General features: G+C 57.7%; 12 protein-coding genes and 4 pseudogenes. 1 reads left to right on the top strand and 15 read right to left on the bottom strand.

What is annotated here, in order from left to right; genetic code table 11:
* Positions 1–67 precede the first annotated feature (67 nt).
* The 8 genes and pseudogenes from JTY93_RS30110 to JTY93_RS23410 form a co-directional block, all read right to left on the bottom strand.
* Positions 68–714 (bottom strand): annotated as a pseudogene (locus JTY93_RS30110) (fimbria/pilus periplasmic chaperone); the annotation flags it as partial.
* 84 nt (positions 715–798) lie between these two features.
* Positions 799–966, bottom strand: coding sequence for a hypothetical protein (locus JTY93_RS23455; RefSeq protein ID WP_240357235.1), 168 nt, complete (start codon positions 964–966; stop codon positions 799–801).
* The gene (locus JTY93_RS23450; RefSeq protein ID WP_205518920.1) at positions 966–1,454 is read right to left on the bottom strand and encodes a fimbria/pilus outer membrane usher protein; all 489 of its coding nucleotides are present in this window, start codon (positions 1,452–1,454) and stop codon (positions 966–968) included. Before JTY93_RS23450 ends, JTY93_RS23455 begins: the two co-directional genes overlap by 1 nt.
* The gene (locus JTY93_RS23445) at positions 1,438–1,662 is read right to left on the bottom strand and encodes a hypothetical protein (RefSeq protein ID WP_205518919.1); all 225 of its coding nucleotides are present in this window, start codon (positions 1,660–1,662) and stop codon (positions 1,438–1,440) included. The genes JTY93_RS23450 and JTY93_RS23445 overlap by 17 nt, the downstream gene beginning before the upstream one ends.
* Before the next feature lie 8 nt (positions 1,663–1,670).
* Positions 1,671–2,653: pseudogene (locus JTY93_RS29255) on the bottom strand (fimbria/pilus outer membrane usher protein).
* 146 nt (positions 2,654–2,799) lie between these two features.
* Positions 2,800–3,121, bottom strand: a pseudogene (locus JTY93_RS30105) (FimD/PapC N-terminal domain-containing protein); the annotation flags it as partial.
* A 389-nt stretch (positions 3,122–3,510) separates the two neighbouring features.
* Complete coding sequence (locus JTY93_RS23415) at positions 3,511–3,693, bottom strand: fimbrial protein (RefSeq protein ID WP_205518916.1); 183 nt, start codon at positions 3,691–3,693, stop codon at positions 3,511–3,513.
* A gap of 932 nt (positions 3,694–4,625) precedes the next feature.
* Positions 4,626–5,407: pseudogene (locus tag JTY93_RS23410) on the bottom strand (LexA family transcriptional regulator).
* A gap of 258 nt (positions 5,408–5,665) precedes the next feature.
* On the opposite strand from JTY93_RS23410, the gene JTY93_RS23405 reads away from it, so the two are divergent.
* Complete coding sequence (locus JTY93_RS23405) at positions 5,666–6,889, top strand: IS3 family transposase (protein ID WP_205518915.1); 1,224 nt, start codon at positions 5,666–5,668, stop codon at positions 6,887–6,889.
* A 59-nt stretch (positions 6,890–6,948) separates the two neighbouring features.
* Here the strand turns inward: JTY93_RS23405 and ppa are convergent, their stop codons facing one another.
* The 7 genes from ppa to eat form a co-directional block, all read right to left on the bottom strand.
* Positions 6,949–7,476 (bottom strand): inorganic diphosphatase, encoded by a 528-nt coding sequence (gene ppa, locus JTY93_RS23400; protein WP_003176323.1) that lies wholly within the window; start codon positions 7,474–7,476, stop codon positions 6,949–6,951.
* A gap of 111 nt (positions 7,477–7,587) precedes the next feature.
* Complete coding sequence (locus JTY93_RS23395; RefSeq protein ID WP_205479630.1) at positions 7,588–8,400, bottom strand: M90 family metallopeptidase; 813 nt, start codon at positions 8,398–8,400, stop codon at positions 7,588–7,590.
* Positions 8,401–8,406: 6 nt separating this feature from the next.
* Complete coding sequence (locus tag JTY93_RS23390) at positions 8,407–9,063, bottom strand: DedA family protein (RefSeq protein ID WP_205479632.1); 657 nt, start codon at positions 9,061–9,063, stop codon at positions 8,407–8,409.
* A 288-nt stretch (positions 9,064–9,351) separates the two neighbouring features.
* Complete coding sequence (locus JTY93_RS23385) at positions 9,352–9,810, bottom strand: GNAT family N-acetyltransferase (RefSeq protein ID WP_205479634.1); 459 nt, start codon at positions 9,808–9,810, stop codon at positions 9,352–9,354.
* Positions 9,811–9,915: 105 nt separating this feature from the next.
* Positions 9,916–10,758 carry an ethanolamine ammonia-lyase subunit EutC gene (eutC, locus tag JTY93_RS23380; protein ID WP_205479636.1) on the bottom strand — a complete coding sequence of 281 codons (843 nt, stop codon included), beginning with the start codon at positions 10,756–10,758 and terminating at the stop codon, positions 9,916–9,918.
* Positions 10,755–12,149: an ethanolamine ammonia-lyase subunit EutB gene (locus tag JTY93_RS23375; protein ID WP_205479638.1), complete on the bottom strand. Its 1,395-nt coding sequence runs from the start codon at positions 12,147–12,149 to the stop codon at positions 10,755–10,757. The genes eutC and JTY93_RS23375 overlap by 4 nt, the downstream gene beginning before the upstream one ends.
* A gap of 52 nt (positions 12,150–12,201) precedes the next feature.
* Positions 12,202–13,635 carry an ethanolamine permease gene (eat, locus tag JTY93_RS23370; protein ID WP_169997704.1) on the bottom strand — a complete coding sequence of 478 codons (1,434 nt, stop codon included), beginning with the start codon at positions 13,633–13,635 and terminating at the stop codon, positions 12,202–12,204.
* Positions 13,636–13,687: the final 52 nt, after the last annotated feature.

The raw sequence follows: 13,687 nt of genomic DNA, 5'->3' as shown, positions 1-13,687 counted from the left end.
TTTCATGGGCAGGTTATTGCGCCCTGGCCTGTGGGTTGACGGTGCAGTTATTGCCTGCGCATTGAAATTACAATTGCGGGCGAGCGCCGAAATCGTTGATGTAGGTGAGTATTGGTGCCTGGCCAAGCGCCTTGGCGTCTACGCTCAGAACGCCCTTGGCCTTGGGGGCGACCATAAAGGGCTCAAACCCTTTGGCAGATTCGCTTTTGGGGCGCTTTGAGCATCTACCAGGGTCACGTAGTAAGGCGTCAGGTTATTCACCATATAGCGGTCGCCCTGGAGGGTAAGGGTGATCTGTTCTGGGACGGAACATCGGTGCCGCCTTGTTGGGACCTTATGGCTTCGGGCGGTAGAACAGTTTGATCCGAGTTTGCAGAGCGATTTGCAGAGTATTGGCTTTATCACTGCGCGGTGGGATTTCCCGCAGGTTGAAGTAGAAGAGGCTTTCCTGATCCTGGGGCAAGGTCGAGGCCGCAGGCAGTCCCTGAATTTTCTCTTGGCTACTGGCACCCGGCTCCAGGCGCTGGATGGGAGGCAGAACGATCAGCGGTGAGGTGATTTTTTGCCCGCTTCATCTTCAAGCCAGCCCTGGGCCAGGTAGGGAAGTTTGGTGTTTTGATTGGTGATACTCAGGCTTACGGATTTATCAGCGGCGCTGTAGATCACGCGGGTACGGTCCAGCGCGATGGCGGCGTGGGCCTGTGTTGTACCGAGTGCAGACCAGCAGTGCGGCGCTTAAGTTTTTACTGTAGAGGTATTCATCGGATTGTTTCTCTCACTCATTATGGGAAAGCACCGTTAAGCGGCTTTCAGGGTCAGGTCTTCGCGACACAGTAGTTCTAGCTCGACGCCGTCCGATGGCAGTGTTTCCGGTAATTTCACGTTGCATTGATCCTTGCTGTCCCAGCGCACAGTCATCACCTCGTTGGCCTTGATGCCCGTGAGGTAAACGCCGCCTGCATCCATTACGATGCCGGTTTCCTGCCCGCGCAGGTTATGCACCGTCGCACGGAATGGCGGGTGGGCCCATGGGGCAGGGTGATAAACGCCATGGCCTTGCTACCGGAAATCACCTCGAACTTGCGATAGCCAATTGCGCCCTCGGTCAGGGTGGCCTGGGTTATCGAACGGGTGGCCTCGACGTTGTCTCCCAGCTTGTCCAGATCGATGCTCGCCTCGTCGCGATAGTAAGGGCTGATGTCGCTGACCACCGCTTTGCCAAAGTAGTTGGTACGGGTGGTTGGGCCCCGGCCTCTGACTGGCACGTCGCTGACACCGTCGGTGTCGAGCAGCAGGCAGGTGCCGCCATTGATGTTTGAGCGGTGCAGGGCGCCGCCGTGGGCAATCAGTGTTGCGCCGCCTTGAGGCGAGCCGCCGATGGCGCTGTATTCTCCAGGCTGGTAGCTGGCGTTGGCGGTAAGCCGCGTGCTGTCGCCCTCATGGTTGAAAGCCATTGACTGATTGTCCCGTGCGCGAGGAACCAGCGCCGATCTGGTAGTTAGTCTTGTCATTGACGCGGCTGGAATAGCTGGCGTTGTGGGTAGTATTGGTGCTGTTCATCGACGTGCTGTGGTTGAACGAACCATCACCCAAAGGTAATGATAGTGAGAGGTAGCCGCCGCGATCAGAGGTGGTGCCGGATTGGTTGTTGTACGCGGTCAATGACAGGTTCAGGTTTTGAAACGCCCGACATCGAAATACCGCGCAGGCGAAACGCTTTGGCGGTTGGCGGCGGGGGCGTCCCAGTAGGTTTGATGGCTGTAGTTTGCGTATACCGTCACGCCCAGATCGCGAAACTGTTTATTGAGGGTGACGGTGTACATTTCCTTGGCTTTGTTATACGCTCTTTTGATCGCGCGACTGAAGGAACTCCTCATGCTCATAAAGTTCTCCTGGGAGAAGCGATAACCGGCAAAGGTAATTTGGCTGTCATATTCATCGAAACGCTTGGAGTAGCTCACACGGTAGGACTTGCCGCTGAAACTGCCTTGGGGCAGCGTTGCGTTGGATTGGGTAACGTCCACAGAAATGGCCCCGAGTGCACTCAAGTCGCGCCCAGCGCCCAGTGCCAGGGAGTTGTAGCCCTGGGAGCCGATGCCACCACCGTACAATGACCAGCCATTGCTGACCCCCAGGAGAACTCACCGGCGGCAAATAGCGGCCCGTCGATGTTGTGCTCAGCATCCGAAGGGCGGCCGGCGGTCAACTTGTAGCGCACGCTGCCGGGGCGTGTCAGGTATGGAATGTTGGCCGTGTCCATCTGGTACTCCTGAACGCTGCCATCAAGTTCCTCGATCCGCACATCCAGTTTGCCGTTGACGGCGTTGTTGATGTCCTGGATGCGGAAGGGCCAGCGGCTACCCGGGTTTCATAAAGCAGACGGCCTTGCTGGCTGACGGTGACCCGTGCGTTGTTGTTCGCGACCCCGGTGACTTCCGGGGCATAACCACGCAGGTTGGGCGGCAGCATATTGTCGTCTGAGGCGATTGACACCGGCGTAGCTGAAGCTGTCGAACAGGCTCGAGCTCAGGTAGTCCTCACCCACGGTCGGGCGTGAACGCAACGGGGCGATGGCGCGGTAAGCGTAATAGCGGTTCCAGGTGAAGGCGCGCTGTGTCGCCTGCCCGGTACTGCGTTCGGTACGCCCCTGCATGTCGGCGCGAATCCGCCAGGCGTTCGCGCCCAGGGTGCCAGTGAGGCCCAGCGAGTCGCTGCGCTGACTTTTATAGCGTTACTTTGGCCGTTGACGTCGTAATCGAACAACGGCCCGGAGACGCCTTCGTCCCAGCGGGAGGGAGGGTCCCAGTCGGGTGAACTGTATTCGAGCCAAGCCTGGGGATATTCAGGTAGAGCGTCGAGGTACTCAGGTCAATGCGCATCTCGGTGCCTTCAAGGCTCCGGAGGTCCATGCACTGGTTGTCATGCCACCAGCGTAACTGGTCTTTGGCGCTGTTCTTGAGGCCAAATTGCTCGACCAATGCAGGCGAAATGCAGGCAGCACTGTCTTGCGGTGCGTCATCCGGGGCAGTGAATACTATCGCCTGTTCGGAAGTTGATGTTTGTTGACGTGGACTGCAAGGCTGTAAGTGCCTGGCATTATAAAACTGCCCTTGGAAAACACGCTCAGGTCAATGTTCAGACTGTCTTCAAGGCTCAACACGTCCGAGTTGAATTGGAATTCTTCAGCCGCGTAGGTGAAGCAAACCGGTAATAACAGGATGCAACTTGCCAATACTATTTTCAGGTTCACATTCAAATACTCTTGAACTGGGCGGGTGCGGATGAACGGCCATCGTTATCTATTCACCCAGTGTCTGGGTTGACCAGCTAAAAAGTCGGCACCTTAACGGTTGCGCGATTCTCTATTTGAATAGGGGTGAATATGAAGGTGCTCCGATAAAAAACCAGGTCGCGCGATATATATTGCGTGACCTGGGTTGTAGCGGGGCTAACGCTTACTGGTAAGCGAGGTGAAGTCGGCAATCGAAGTGAACTCACCTGGAATAATAATTACTGGCTTTGCTCCTTCTCACTACCTTTCACGTCGCCTTGCAAGTACGCCGCGAACAGCATGGTGTTATTGCCATCTTGAAGTGTAAGTTTGGACGATGCGGTGCCCAACTCAATCAGATTGCCGGTACCGTCGGTGATAGCGATACTGGCACCCTTCGCCGAGCCGGCGATGCCCAGCACTTGGTGTTACCAGTCGATGCGGTGCCTGAGAATGTCGCGGTTACGAGGTTCTTGTCTGTCTCCAATACACAACCTTCCAGATTGAGTTGGAAGGTTTGTGGCTGAACTTACCGCCATCCTTCAAGGTTTTGTTGGACACAGTGCCCAACTCAACAGTCTGGTCGACAGTGTCTGCAGAAATAGAGCAAGGAGCATCGTTGATCGTGCCCTTGAACGTGATCTTGCCGTGACCTTGGTCTGCAGCGTGGGCAAGCGACATCGAACCAACAGCAACTACGACAGCCAACATGGTTTTACGGATAAACGTTGAGAAACCCTTCAAGTGGGATGGATCACAGCGCGACAAGTCCATTTGTTTTAGAAGTTCTCACGTTCAAACAAACATGACTTGCGCGACCTCAGCTCAGGTTAGAGTGCCTGGGCCGGGTCATTTTAGGTTCGGAAGTCAGGGGGCTACGGGGCGGATCTTGATGTGATCAAGAATATTCTTGTATTTGTGCAGGGGGCTTGTTGTTTTAAGTGTAGGGTTATATTTGTAGTTGGTTTTATAAAAACCAGGAATGCACTTTGGCCTATTGAAGTCTTCACGTCATGGGTAAATAGATGCGGGCTCCCAATGACGTGTACTTTTACAGGCCGACTTTCTATAAGAACCTATGTTGAAAACCCTCGGACAGAGGAATGCCTGAAACGCCCGGAATAGCGAAGCTATCAGGAAGATTCTTGGATGGGATAGGATTATTTCGGACAATTAAAAAGCCGGCTTGTGGCCGGCTTCTCGGGACTGGTTAAGTCTATTTTTGGTAAACCTCACCAGCCTTCAATCGTTCACCCCAGCTCTCGCTCAATGAGGGGGCATCGGCGGGAACTCCTCCGCGTCGCCGGGCAGGGTGTGTGGGCTTTACGCCGACCCTGCCAAATGTGCGCGCATGTTACTCACATTTCTCTCGTTTTCCCAGCGTCTGGTCTGATTTAGAGCTGTCGTGGCCGATCAGATGGTCGTCCAGCAGGACGGGAGGCGGCGTTTGTTGAGGTGGACCACCAGAACACCCAGCCCAGGATATGTACGTTTTGCTCGAAGCGCTGGTCGTAGGTCAGGAGTTCGTCAGGGTGTTCGTTGCTATTGTGGCTGCGGATGCGCAGGCCGCCGCCAGGCCGGTTGTAGAGGTGCGATGCGCAGCATGCCGTCGTGTTCGAGGGCGTAGATCTCGCCGTCGATGATTTGCGTGCAGCCGCGATCGATGGCCAGGATGGCGCCGTCCTGGATGATGTCGATCATGCTGTTGCCGACCATATAGGCCCCCAAGGCGCGTCCGGCGGTGACGTTGAGTTGTTCCAGGGTGCTCAGGGAGAGGCGTAGGTTTTCCTGGGAGTTGAAGGAGGCGTGGAGGGGATTTCCACGTCGATTTTTCGGGTCGCTGCTGGGCCCGCAGAGGTAGTGGCCGCAGTCTTCGCGTGCAGGCGCGTTGTTTGCGGAGTTGGAGCCTTCCTGTTGGTAGTTGGTCGGCAGGTGTTTGGGGCCTTCGCCGGTACGCAGCCAGCGGCTGGTGACACACAGCAGTTCTGCTATTTCGTCGAGCCGGGCCATGGGCACGCCACGCTTGAACCAGTTGTTCACGTGCTGGGGCGTGACGTCGCGATTCTTGGCGAAGTCGGAAGCGGAAAGATGAACTTCCCGAAGTAACATTCTTAAGCGATCACCTGATGTATTCATAAACGCAGAGTTTACTGGCCGGAAAATTAGATCAAATAAACCATGCGTTGAGTTGGTGTATGTAGGTGTTTCCTTAAAGCAAGTGAAATCCTGTTTGAGTTATAACGAGTTAAACGCTAGTTGCTGTTTTGTTTACTTGATTGAACTTGTTGTTTATTTTTTTCCCACAAAAAAGCCCCAAATGATCGGGGCTTTTTGATTGCCGTGTCCCGTCCTGAATAAGGTTTACACCTTCTGACCTATCTTCAGGAGGAACCAATGGATTCGGGCAAAAGGCGGAGCCAGCGTGACTACACGCTAGCCTTTAAATTATCGGTCGTAGACCAGGTCGAAAAGGGCGAGTTGAGTTATAAAGAGGCTCAACGGCGCTACGGCATTCAGGGCCGGTCCACGGTACTGGTCTGGCTACGCAAGCATGGCCGGCAGGACTGGAGCCAAGGCGCCTCAATTCGAGAGCCGAGGAGCAGGTCCATGACCGAGCAAACCCTCCCGCTGACACCCGAGCAGCGGATCAAAGAGCTCGAAGAACAGCTGGCGCTAAGCAATCAGAAGGCGCAATTCTTCGAAGCCGTCGTGAATGTTCTGAAGAATGACTACGGTGTTTGCGTCGTAAAAAAAGCGACCCGGCAAGTCCTCTCGCAAGGGCAAATCCAAGACCTGAGCATCACCAGGGCTTGCCTGTTCATGGGCATTTCGCGCCAAGCGTATTACCAACGTAATCGAGCTTTTGACGCAAGGACTCGTCAAGATCAAGAGGTCATGGACTTTGTTCTTGAAAAGCGCCGCCGCCAGCCCAGGATAGGCACGCGCAAGCTGCATTACCTGATGAGCGTCGAAGTTGGCGCGCCAGTGCGGGTCGGTAGAGACCGCCTGTTTAGCATCTTGCGCAACGCTCGAGAACTGGTGGTGCGCAAACGGGCTTACCACAAAACGACGGACAGCCATCACCGTTTTCGCCGCCATCCGAATTTGCTCAAAGAGGGTCCAGGACAAATCGTTGCCAGCAGGCCCGAGCATGTCTGGGTCGCAGATATAACCTACCTGCCGACACAGGAAAGCGTCGCCTACGTGAGCCTCGTGACAGACGCTTACTCGCGCAAGATCGTAGGCCATCATGTGCATGAGAGCTTGCATACCGAGTCGGTGATCAAAGCGATGGAAAAAGCAATTAGCAAACGTCGAAGCAAGCTGCCACTGATCCATCACTCAGACCGTGGCGCCCAATACTGCTCCGAGCTTTACCAGCGCTTGCACGCTAGCCATAACGTTAGATGCTCAATGACCGACGGATATGACTGCTACCAGAATGCTCTGGCAGAAAGGATAAACGGGATCTTGAAGACCGAGCTTTTGCTGTGCCGCCCTAAAAACCTGGCGGAAGCAGTGAAAATGGTGGATGAATCGGTGCTGATCTACAACGGGGAACGGCCACACCTGTCCCTGAAATACAAAACGCCCGATGCGGTGCATCGGGCGTTTTGAGACTGAAACAGGTGTAAACCTATTTCAGGACTAGACACCGTGGCAATGAGTAGCGGGTATCAGCCTTTGTAGGCGGCTACCGACTTCATGATCTCGGCACGGGCGGCGTCTGCGTTGCCCCAACCGTCGATCTTCACCCATTTGCCTTTTTCGAGGTCTTTGTAGTTCTCGAAGAAGTGCTTGATCTGCTCCAGCAGCAGTGGCGGCAGGTCGGTGTATTCCTTCACATCGACGTACAGCTGGGACAGCTTGTCGTGTGGCACGGCGATGACTTTGGCATCGCCACCACCGTCGTCGGTCATGTTCAGGATGCCGACTGGACGGGCGCGGATAACCGAACCTGGGGTGACCGGGTAAGGAGTCACCACCAGCACGTCGAGGGGATCACCGTCGTCAGCCAGGGTGTTGGGGATGAAACCGTAGTTGGCCGGATAGAACATCGGGGTAGCCATGAAACGGTCAACGAACAGGCAGTCGCTGTCTTTGTCGATTTCGTATTTGATCGGCGCGTGGTTGGCCGGAATCTCGATGGCGACGTAGATGTCGTTCGGCAGGTCTTTGCCAGCCGGAATCTTGCTGTAGCTCATTGGGCGTTGCCCCCGTTGTTGGCCAAGTGAATTGGCCGGATTGGCCTAAAAGTGGCGGCGATTATAGGCATATTCCTGCGCCGATGCCACGCGCCAGACGTCGTACGGTACTTAGCCTTCAGTCTGATAGCGCGGGTCGCTGGCTTGCAGATGTTTCAGGCGGGCCAGTGGATCCTGGCGGTAAAAAAGGCTCAGTTGCTCGTAGACCTGTGGATAACTGTCGATGAGCAAATCCGGGGCGCTGAAAAAATATTCGCTGGTGACGGCAAAGAATTCTGCCGGGTTTTCTGCCGCATACGGGTCGATGGCGGTTTCGGCGTCGGGGTTGAGGTCGAGCTGGTGGTTGAGGTCGTCATAAGCGCTCTGCATCACGCTTGCCCACGCCTGGACGCGCATGTCGTGGTGCAGGGGGGGCAGGCCATTGGCGTCGCCATTGAGCATGTCGAGCTTGTGCGCCAGTTCGTGGATTACCAGGTTGTAGCCTTCCCAATTGCCACTGGCCAGCACGCCCGGCCAGGCGAGGATCACCGGGCCTTGCTGCCAGGCTTCGCCGCTGTGTTCGCCATCCCACTCATGTTCCACACCGCTGGCGTCGCGATGGCGCTGGGGGCTGCGGAAGTCATCGGGGTAGAGGATGATTTCGTGGAAGCCCTGGTACCAATCCAGCTCGCCCAGGTTCATCAGTGGCAGTTGCGCCTGGGCGGCGAGCAGCAGGCGTTGTTCCTGGTGCAGTTCGACGCCGGGCAGGGCAGTGAGGTGTTTTTCGGCAAGGAACAGCACGCTGGCTTCACGCAACCATTGGTCCTGTTCGGCGCTGATGCCGTCGAGGAAGTTCAGGTGATGGCGCACCCGCTGCCAGATTTCATCGGCAACGGGATGCTTGGCCAGAAGGCGCCGGCGACGCCAGGCGCTGAGGGACCACATGGCCGGTCAGTGCGGCTTGGCTTCGGATGAGGTGCGGCCAAAACGGCTGCGGACCACGCCAATGATCATCGGCACCAGCGAGAGCAGGATGATGAACACCACCAGCAGCGACAGGTTTTTCTTGATGAACGGTACGTTGCCGAAGAAGTAGCCGAGGGTGACCAGGCCGCCGACCCAGAGGATGGTGCCCAGCACGCTGAAGCCGAAGAACCGCGGGTAAGGCATTCTGGCAACACCGGCGACGAACGGCGCGAAGGTACGCAGGATCGGCAGGAAGCGCGCCAGGGTCACGGTTTTGCCGCCGTGTTTGTCGTAGAAGTCGTGGGTTTTTTGCAGGTAGTCGCGACGGAAGATTTTCGAGTTGGGGTTGCTGAACAAGCGTTCCCCGGCGGTTCGGCCGATCACGTAGTTGGTACTGTCACCCATGATCGCCGCTAGCATCAGCAGGCCGCCCAGCAGGACCGGGTCCATGCCGCCACCTGCAGCTACGGCGCCGGCAATGAACAGCAGCGAATCGCCCGGCAGGAACGGCATGACCACCAGGCCGGTTTCGCAAAAAATCACCAGGAACAGGATGGCGTAGATCCACGGACCGTAATTGGTTACCAGCAAGTCGAGGTACACGTCGAGATGCAGGATAAGGTCGAGCGGGTTGAAATCCATGGATGGCACCTGTGTGAATGGCCCAACTCAGCGGGCCTGTGCGGAAGCTTCGGGCAATAAGGCTACAGGCGTATGCCGGTTTTCTTACAGTCCTAAAAGGTCGGCATTATACGTATTGAATGATGAAAAGCGTGTTGGTTTTGTAGCGGGGGATGTCGCAGCTATTCTGGCTCGCGCTGATCCAAATGTGGGAGCTGGCTTGCCTGCGATAGCATCACCGAGGTCTGACTGACACACCGAGGTGCCTGCATCGCAGGCAAGCCAGCTCCCACATTTTTTTGCGGTGTTTCACTCTTCGCTGATCGGCAAGGTGTAGTTCTTGAACTCGGTGTCTTCACGAAAGCCCATGGATTCATAGGTCTTTTGCGCCACGGCGTTGTCGCTGCTGGTCGACACGCGCAAACGCACGGCATTGGTTTCCTTGGCCATCTTTTTTGCGGTGCGCATGAGGTTGTCGGCCACCAGTTGGCGGCGAGCGTCCTCGGCGACGTAGATGTCATTGAGGATCCACACCCGTTTCAACGACAGCGAGGAAAAGCTCGGATACAGCTGACAAAAGCCCAGCAGCTTGCTGTCGTCGTCATCTGACAGGGCCAGGTAGATCACCGACTCTTTGCGTCGCAGACGCTTTTCCAGAAAGGCTCGGGATGAGTCGGGAAAGGGCAGCGCGCCATAGAACTCGCGGTACTTGACGAATAATGGGGTCAACAGGTCCAGGTGTTCCAGAGTCGCTTGAGTGATCCGCATGCTAGGCCTCAACTTCTATAGGAATACGACGGCAAACGGTCCTTTACTCGGGCGCCCGCTGCTTGATGCTGCCTAAAGCGGTGAAAAATCGCAATCGTGCTGGTATCACTCCTTGGGCGGACTGAGCAGGAAGTTGCCTTTCATCAAGTCCGGATCATCCGATTCGAGGGTCTGAACCTGCGCCTCATCCTTGAGGTTGACCCCCGACAACTGCCGTCGACAGGCCTCGCGCATCAAGTACAGCAAACGGTGCGCCGCCATGCCGTAGCTCAGGCCTTCCAGGCGCACATTGGAAATACAGTTGCGGTAGGCATCGGTCAGGCCAACCTTGGGGTTGTAGGTGAAATACAACCCCAGGCTGTCCGGCGAACTGAGTCCCGGCCGTTCACCGATCAGGATCACCACCATTTTGGCGCCGAGCAATTGGCCGATTTCATCGGCGACCGCCACCCGGCCTTGTTCCACCAGAATCACCGGCGACAACGACCAGCCTTCGGCGTGGGTCTGTTCTTCCATGCGTGTCAGAAACGGCACGGTGTGTTTATGCACCGCCAGCGCCGATAAACCATCGGCCACCACCACCGCCAGGTCCACACCGCCCGGGTTGGCCAGGGCATAGTCGCGCAGGGTCTGTGCCGATTCATCGCTCAGGCGTCGCCCCAGGTCCGGGCGTTGCAGGTAGCTGTGGCGGTCGGGGGCGGCGCTGTGTAGCAACAGGCTGTCGCGGCCGCGCTCGGCCATCTGGCTGCTCAGGCCGGCATGGTCGAACGGTAGGTGTACCGCGTCGCGGGCCTGGGCGTGGGCGAACTGGAAGTCCAGTTGCGCGCCGGTGGGGATGCTGGTGCCGGTGCGGCCCAGGGCAATCCGCGCCGGTGTCAGGCGCCGCAGTTCCAGCCATGGGTTGTCGTTTTCTGGGGTATCAAGCTGCACTTCAGGCTCCTTCTTCATCCCAATTGCGCCAAGGCATGGCGGAAGGCCGGGGGCAGGTTGTTGCCAAACTGCACCTTGCCATCGGCTTGCGTGAAGATGCCCATTTTCGCCAGCCACTGTTCAAATTCCGGCGCGGGCTTCAAGCCCAGGGTCTGCCGGGCATAGAGCGCGTCGTGAAAGGACGTGGTCTGGTAGTTGAGCATGATGTCGTCTGAGCCCGGGATGCCCATGATGAAGTTGATTCCGGCCACCCCTAGCAGGGTCAGCAGGGTGTCCATATCGTCTTGGTCGGCTTCGGCGTGGTTGGTGTAGCAGATGTCGCAACCCATGGGCACGCCCAGCAGCTTGCCGCAGAAATGGTCTTCGAGGCCGGCGCGGATGATCTGCTTGCCGTTATACAGGTACTCAGGGCCGATAAAACCGACCACGGTGTTGACCAAAAACGGCTTGAAATGCCGCGCCACGGCATAGGCGCGGGTTTCGCAGGTTTGCTGGTCGATGCCAAAGTGCGCGTTGGCCGACAGGGCGCTGCCTTGCCCGGTTTCGAAATACATCAGGTTTTGCCCCAGGGTCCCGCGATTCAGGCTCAAGCCCGCCTCGTAGCCTTCCTGCAGCACATTCAGATTGATCCCGAAGCTGGCGTTGGCCGCCTCGGTGCCGGCAATCGACTGAAACACCAGGTCCAGGGGCACGCCACGGTTGATGGCTTCAATGGAGGTGGTGACGTGGGTCAGCACGCAGGCCTGGGTCGGAATCTCGTAGCGCTGGATGATCGCGTCGAGCATCTCCAGCATGGCGCAGATCGAGGCGATGCTGTCGGTGGCCGGGTTGATGCCGATCATGGCGTCGCCGTTGCCGTACAGCAACCCGTCGAGGATGCTCGCGGCGATGCCCGCCGGTTCATCCGTGGGGTGGTTGGGTTGCAGGCGCGTGGACAACCGCCCGCGCAGGCCCAGGGTGCCGCGAAACTGGGTGACGACGCGGATCTTCTGCGCCACCAGCACCAGGTCTTGCACGCGCATGATCTTCGACACAGCCGCGGCCATTTCCGGGGTTAGCCCCGGCGCCAGCGCACGCAGGCTGTGTTCGTCGGCCGCATCGCTGAGCAGCCAGTCGCGCAGGCCGCCGACGGTCAGGTGGCTGACCACCGCAAAGGCCTGCTGGTCGTGGGTGTCGATGATCAGCCGGGTGACTTCATCGCTTTCGTAAGGGATCAACGCTTCTTCAAGGAAGTGCTTGAGCGGGATATTGGCCAGGGCCATTTGCGCCGCAACCCGTTCGCCATCGTTCTGCGCGGCGACGCCTGCGAGAAAGTCCCCGGAGCGGGCGGGACTGGCCTTGGCCATCACGTCCTTGAGGCTGTCGAAACGGTAGGTCAATGCACCGACCGAGTGGGAAAAACTTGCCATACAGACTCTCCATGACGACGCGGGCGCTGGCCCGCGTCGTGGTTTACGGCGTTTAGTGCAAGGCGGCCTCTGCGGCCTGGATCGCCGCGAATTCTTCTTCCGGCGTGCCTGCTACCAAGTGATGCCGACTGTAGAAAGCAAAGTAAGCAATTAATACTCCATAGATGATCGCCGCGCCAATCACCACGCGTGGATCCACCAGGAAACCCGCCACTACGGCGATGCAGGCCAGTATCAAGGCCAGGCCCGAAGTGAAGATGCCGCCCGGGGTGCGGTATGGCCGCTCCATTTTGGGGCGACGGATGCGCAGGGTGATATGCGCGGCCATCATCAACACGTAGGAAATGGTCGCGCCAAACACCGCCACCAGGATGAGCAGGTCGCCCTGGCCGGTCAGCGACAGGCCAAACCCGATGATCCCGGGGATGACCAGGGCCAGCACCGGTGCTTTGCTTTTATTGGTTTGCGACAACTTGCGCGGCAAGTAGCCGGCGCGGGACAGGGCGAAGATCTGCCGGGAGTAGGCATAGATGATCGAGAAGAAACTCGCGATCAGCCCGGCCAGGCCCACCAGGTTGACGAAGCTGCCCATCCAGGTCGAACCGCCGTAGGCCAGGGCCAGGGATTCCACCAACGGGTTGCCGGACTTGACCAGCGCCAGAGTGCCGGCGCCGCCCGGTGCGATTACCAGGATCAGCAGGGCGAAACTGGTCAGCACCACAATCGCGCCGATCAGGCCGCGGGGCAGGTCGCGTTTCGGGTTCTTGGTTTCTTCGGCGGCCAGGGGCACGCCTTCGACGGCGAGGAAGAACCAGATGGCATAAGGAATTGCCGCCCACACACCCACATAGCCAAACGGCAGGAAGCTGCTGGCGCCCTTGGCCTCGGTCACGGGAATGTCCAGTAGGTTGGCGACGTTGAAGTGCGGCACCATCGCCACCAGGAACACGCCCAGGGCAATCGCGGCGATGGCGGTGATCACAAACATCAGCTTCAGCGCTTCACCGACACCAAAGATGTGGATGCCGATAAAGATGATGTAGAACGCCAGGTAGATCATCCAGCCGCCAATGCCGAACAGCGACTCGCAATAGGCGCCGATAAACACTGCGATGGCGGCGGGGGCGATGGCGTATTCGATGAGGATCGCCGTGCCGGTGAGGAATCCACCCCAGGGCCCGAACGCACTGCGGGCAAACCCGTAGCCACCGCCGGCGGTGGGGATCATGGATGACAGCTCGGCGAGGGAAAAGCACATGCACAAGTACATGGTGGCCATCAGCAATGTGGCGAGGAACATCCCGCCCCAGCCGCCTTGGGCCAGGCCGAAGTTCCAGCCGGCGTAGTCGCCGGAAATGACATAGGCGACGCCGAGACCGACTAATAGCACCCAGCCGGCAGCGCCTTTTTTCAGTTCGCGTTGTTGGAAATATTCGGAGTCGACTTTTTCGAAGTCGACGGAGGATCCTGTCGGTTCGCTAGGCATGGGGAAGTACCTTTGGTTCTTATTGTTTTATCCCGACTGACTTGAGCCGGAT

The organism is Pseudomonas hygromyciniae, assembly GCF_016925675.1.
GTDB classification, from domain to species: domain Bacteria; phylum Pseudomonadota; class Gammaproteobacteria; order Pseudomonadales; family Pseudomonadaceae; genus Aquipseudomonas; species Aquipseudomonas hygromyciniae.
This window is presented reverse-complemented; position numbering and strand designations above follow the sequence as displayed.

Excerpts from the sequence above, each read along its gene's own strand:
- JTY93_RS23390 (WP_205479632.1), bottom strand. The coding sequence starts at position 9,063 with ATGGATTTCAACCCGCTCGACCTTATCCTGCATCTCGACGTGTACCTC.
- JTY93_RS23450 (WP_205518920.1), bottom strand. The coding sequence starts at position 1,454 with ATGGCTTTCAACCATGAGGGCGACAGCACGCGGCTTACCGCCAACGCC.
- JTY93_RS23385 (WP_205479634.1), bottom strand. The coding sequence starts at position 9,810 with ATGCGGATCACTCAAGCGACTCTGGAACACCTGGACCTGTTGACCCCA.
- JTY93_RS23405 (WP_205518915.1), top strand. The coding sequence starts at position 5,666 with ATGGATTCGGGCAAAAGGCGGAGCCAGCGTGACTACACGCTAGCCTTT.
- JTY93_RS23395 (WP_205479630.1), bottom strand. The coding sequence starts at position 8,400 with ATGTGGTCCCTCAGCGCCTGGCGTCGCCGGCGCCTTCTGGCCAAGCAT.
- JTY93_RS23455 (WP_240357235.1), bottom strand. The coding sequence starts at position 966 with ATGGATGCAGGCGGCGTTTACCTCACGGGCATCAAGGCCAACGAGGTG.
- JTY93_RS23375 (WP_205479638.1), bottom strand. The coding sequence starts at position 12,149 with ATGGCAAGTTTTTCCCACTCGGTCGGTGCATTGACCTACCGTTTCGAC.
- ppa (WP_003176323.1), bottom strand. The coding sequence starts at position 7,476 with ATGAGCTACAGCAAGATTCCGGCTGGCAAAGACCTGCCGAACGACATC.
- eutC (WP_205479636.1), bottom strand. The coding sequence starts at position 10,758 with ATGAAGAAGGAGCCTGAAGTGCAGCTTGATACCCCAGAAAACGACAAC.
- eat (WP_169997704.1), bottom strand. The coding sequence starts at position 13,635 with ATGCCTAGCGAACCGACAGGATCCTCCGTCGACTTCGAAAAAGTCGAC.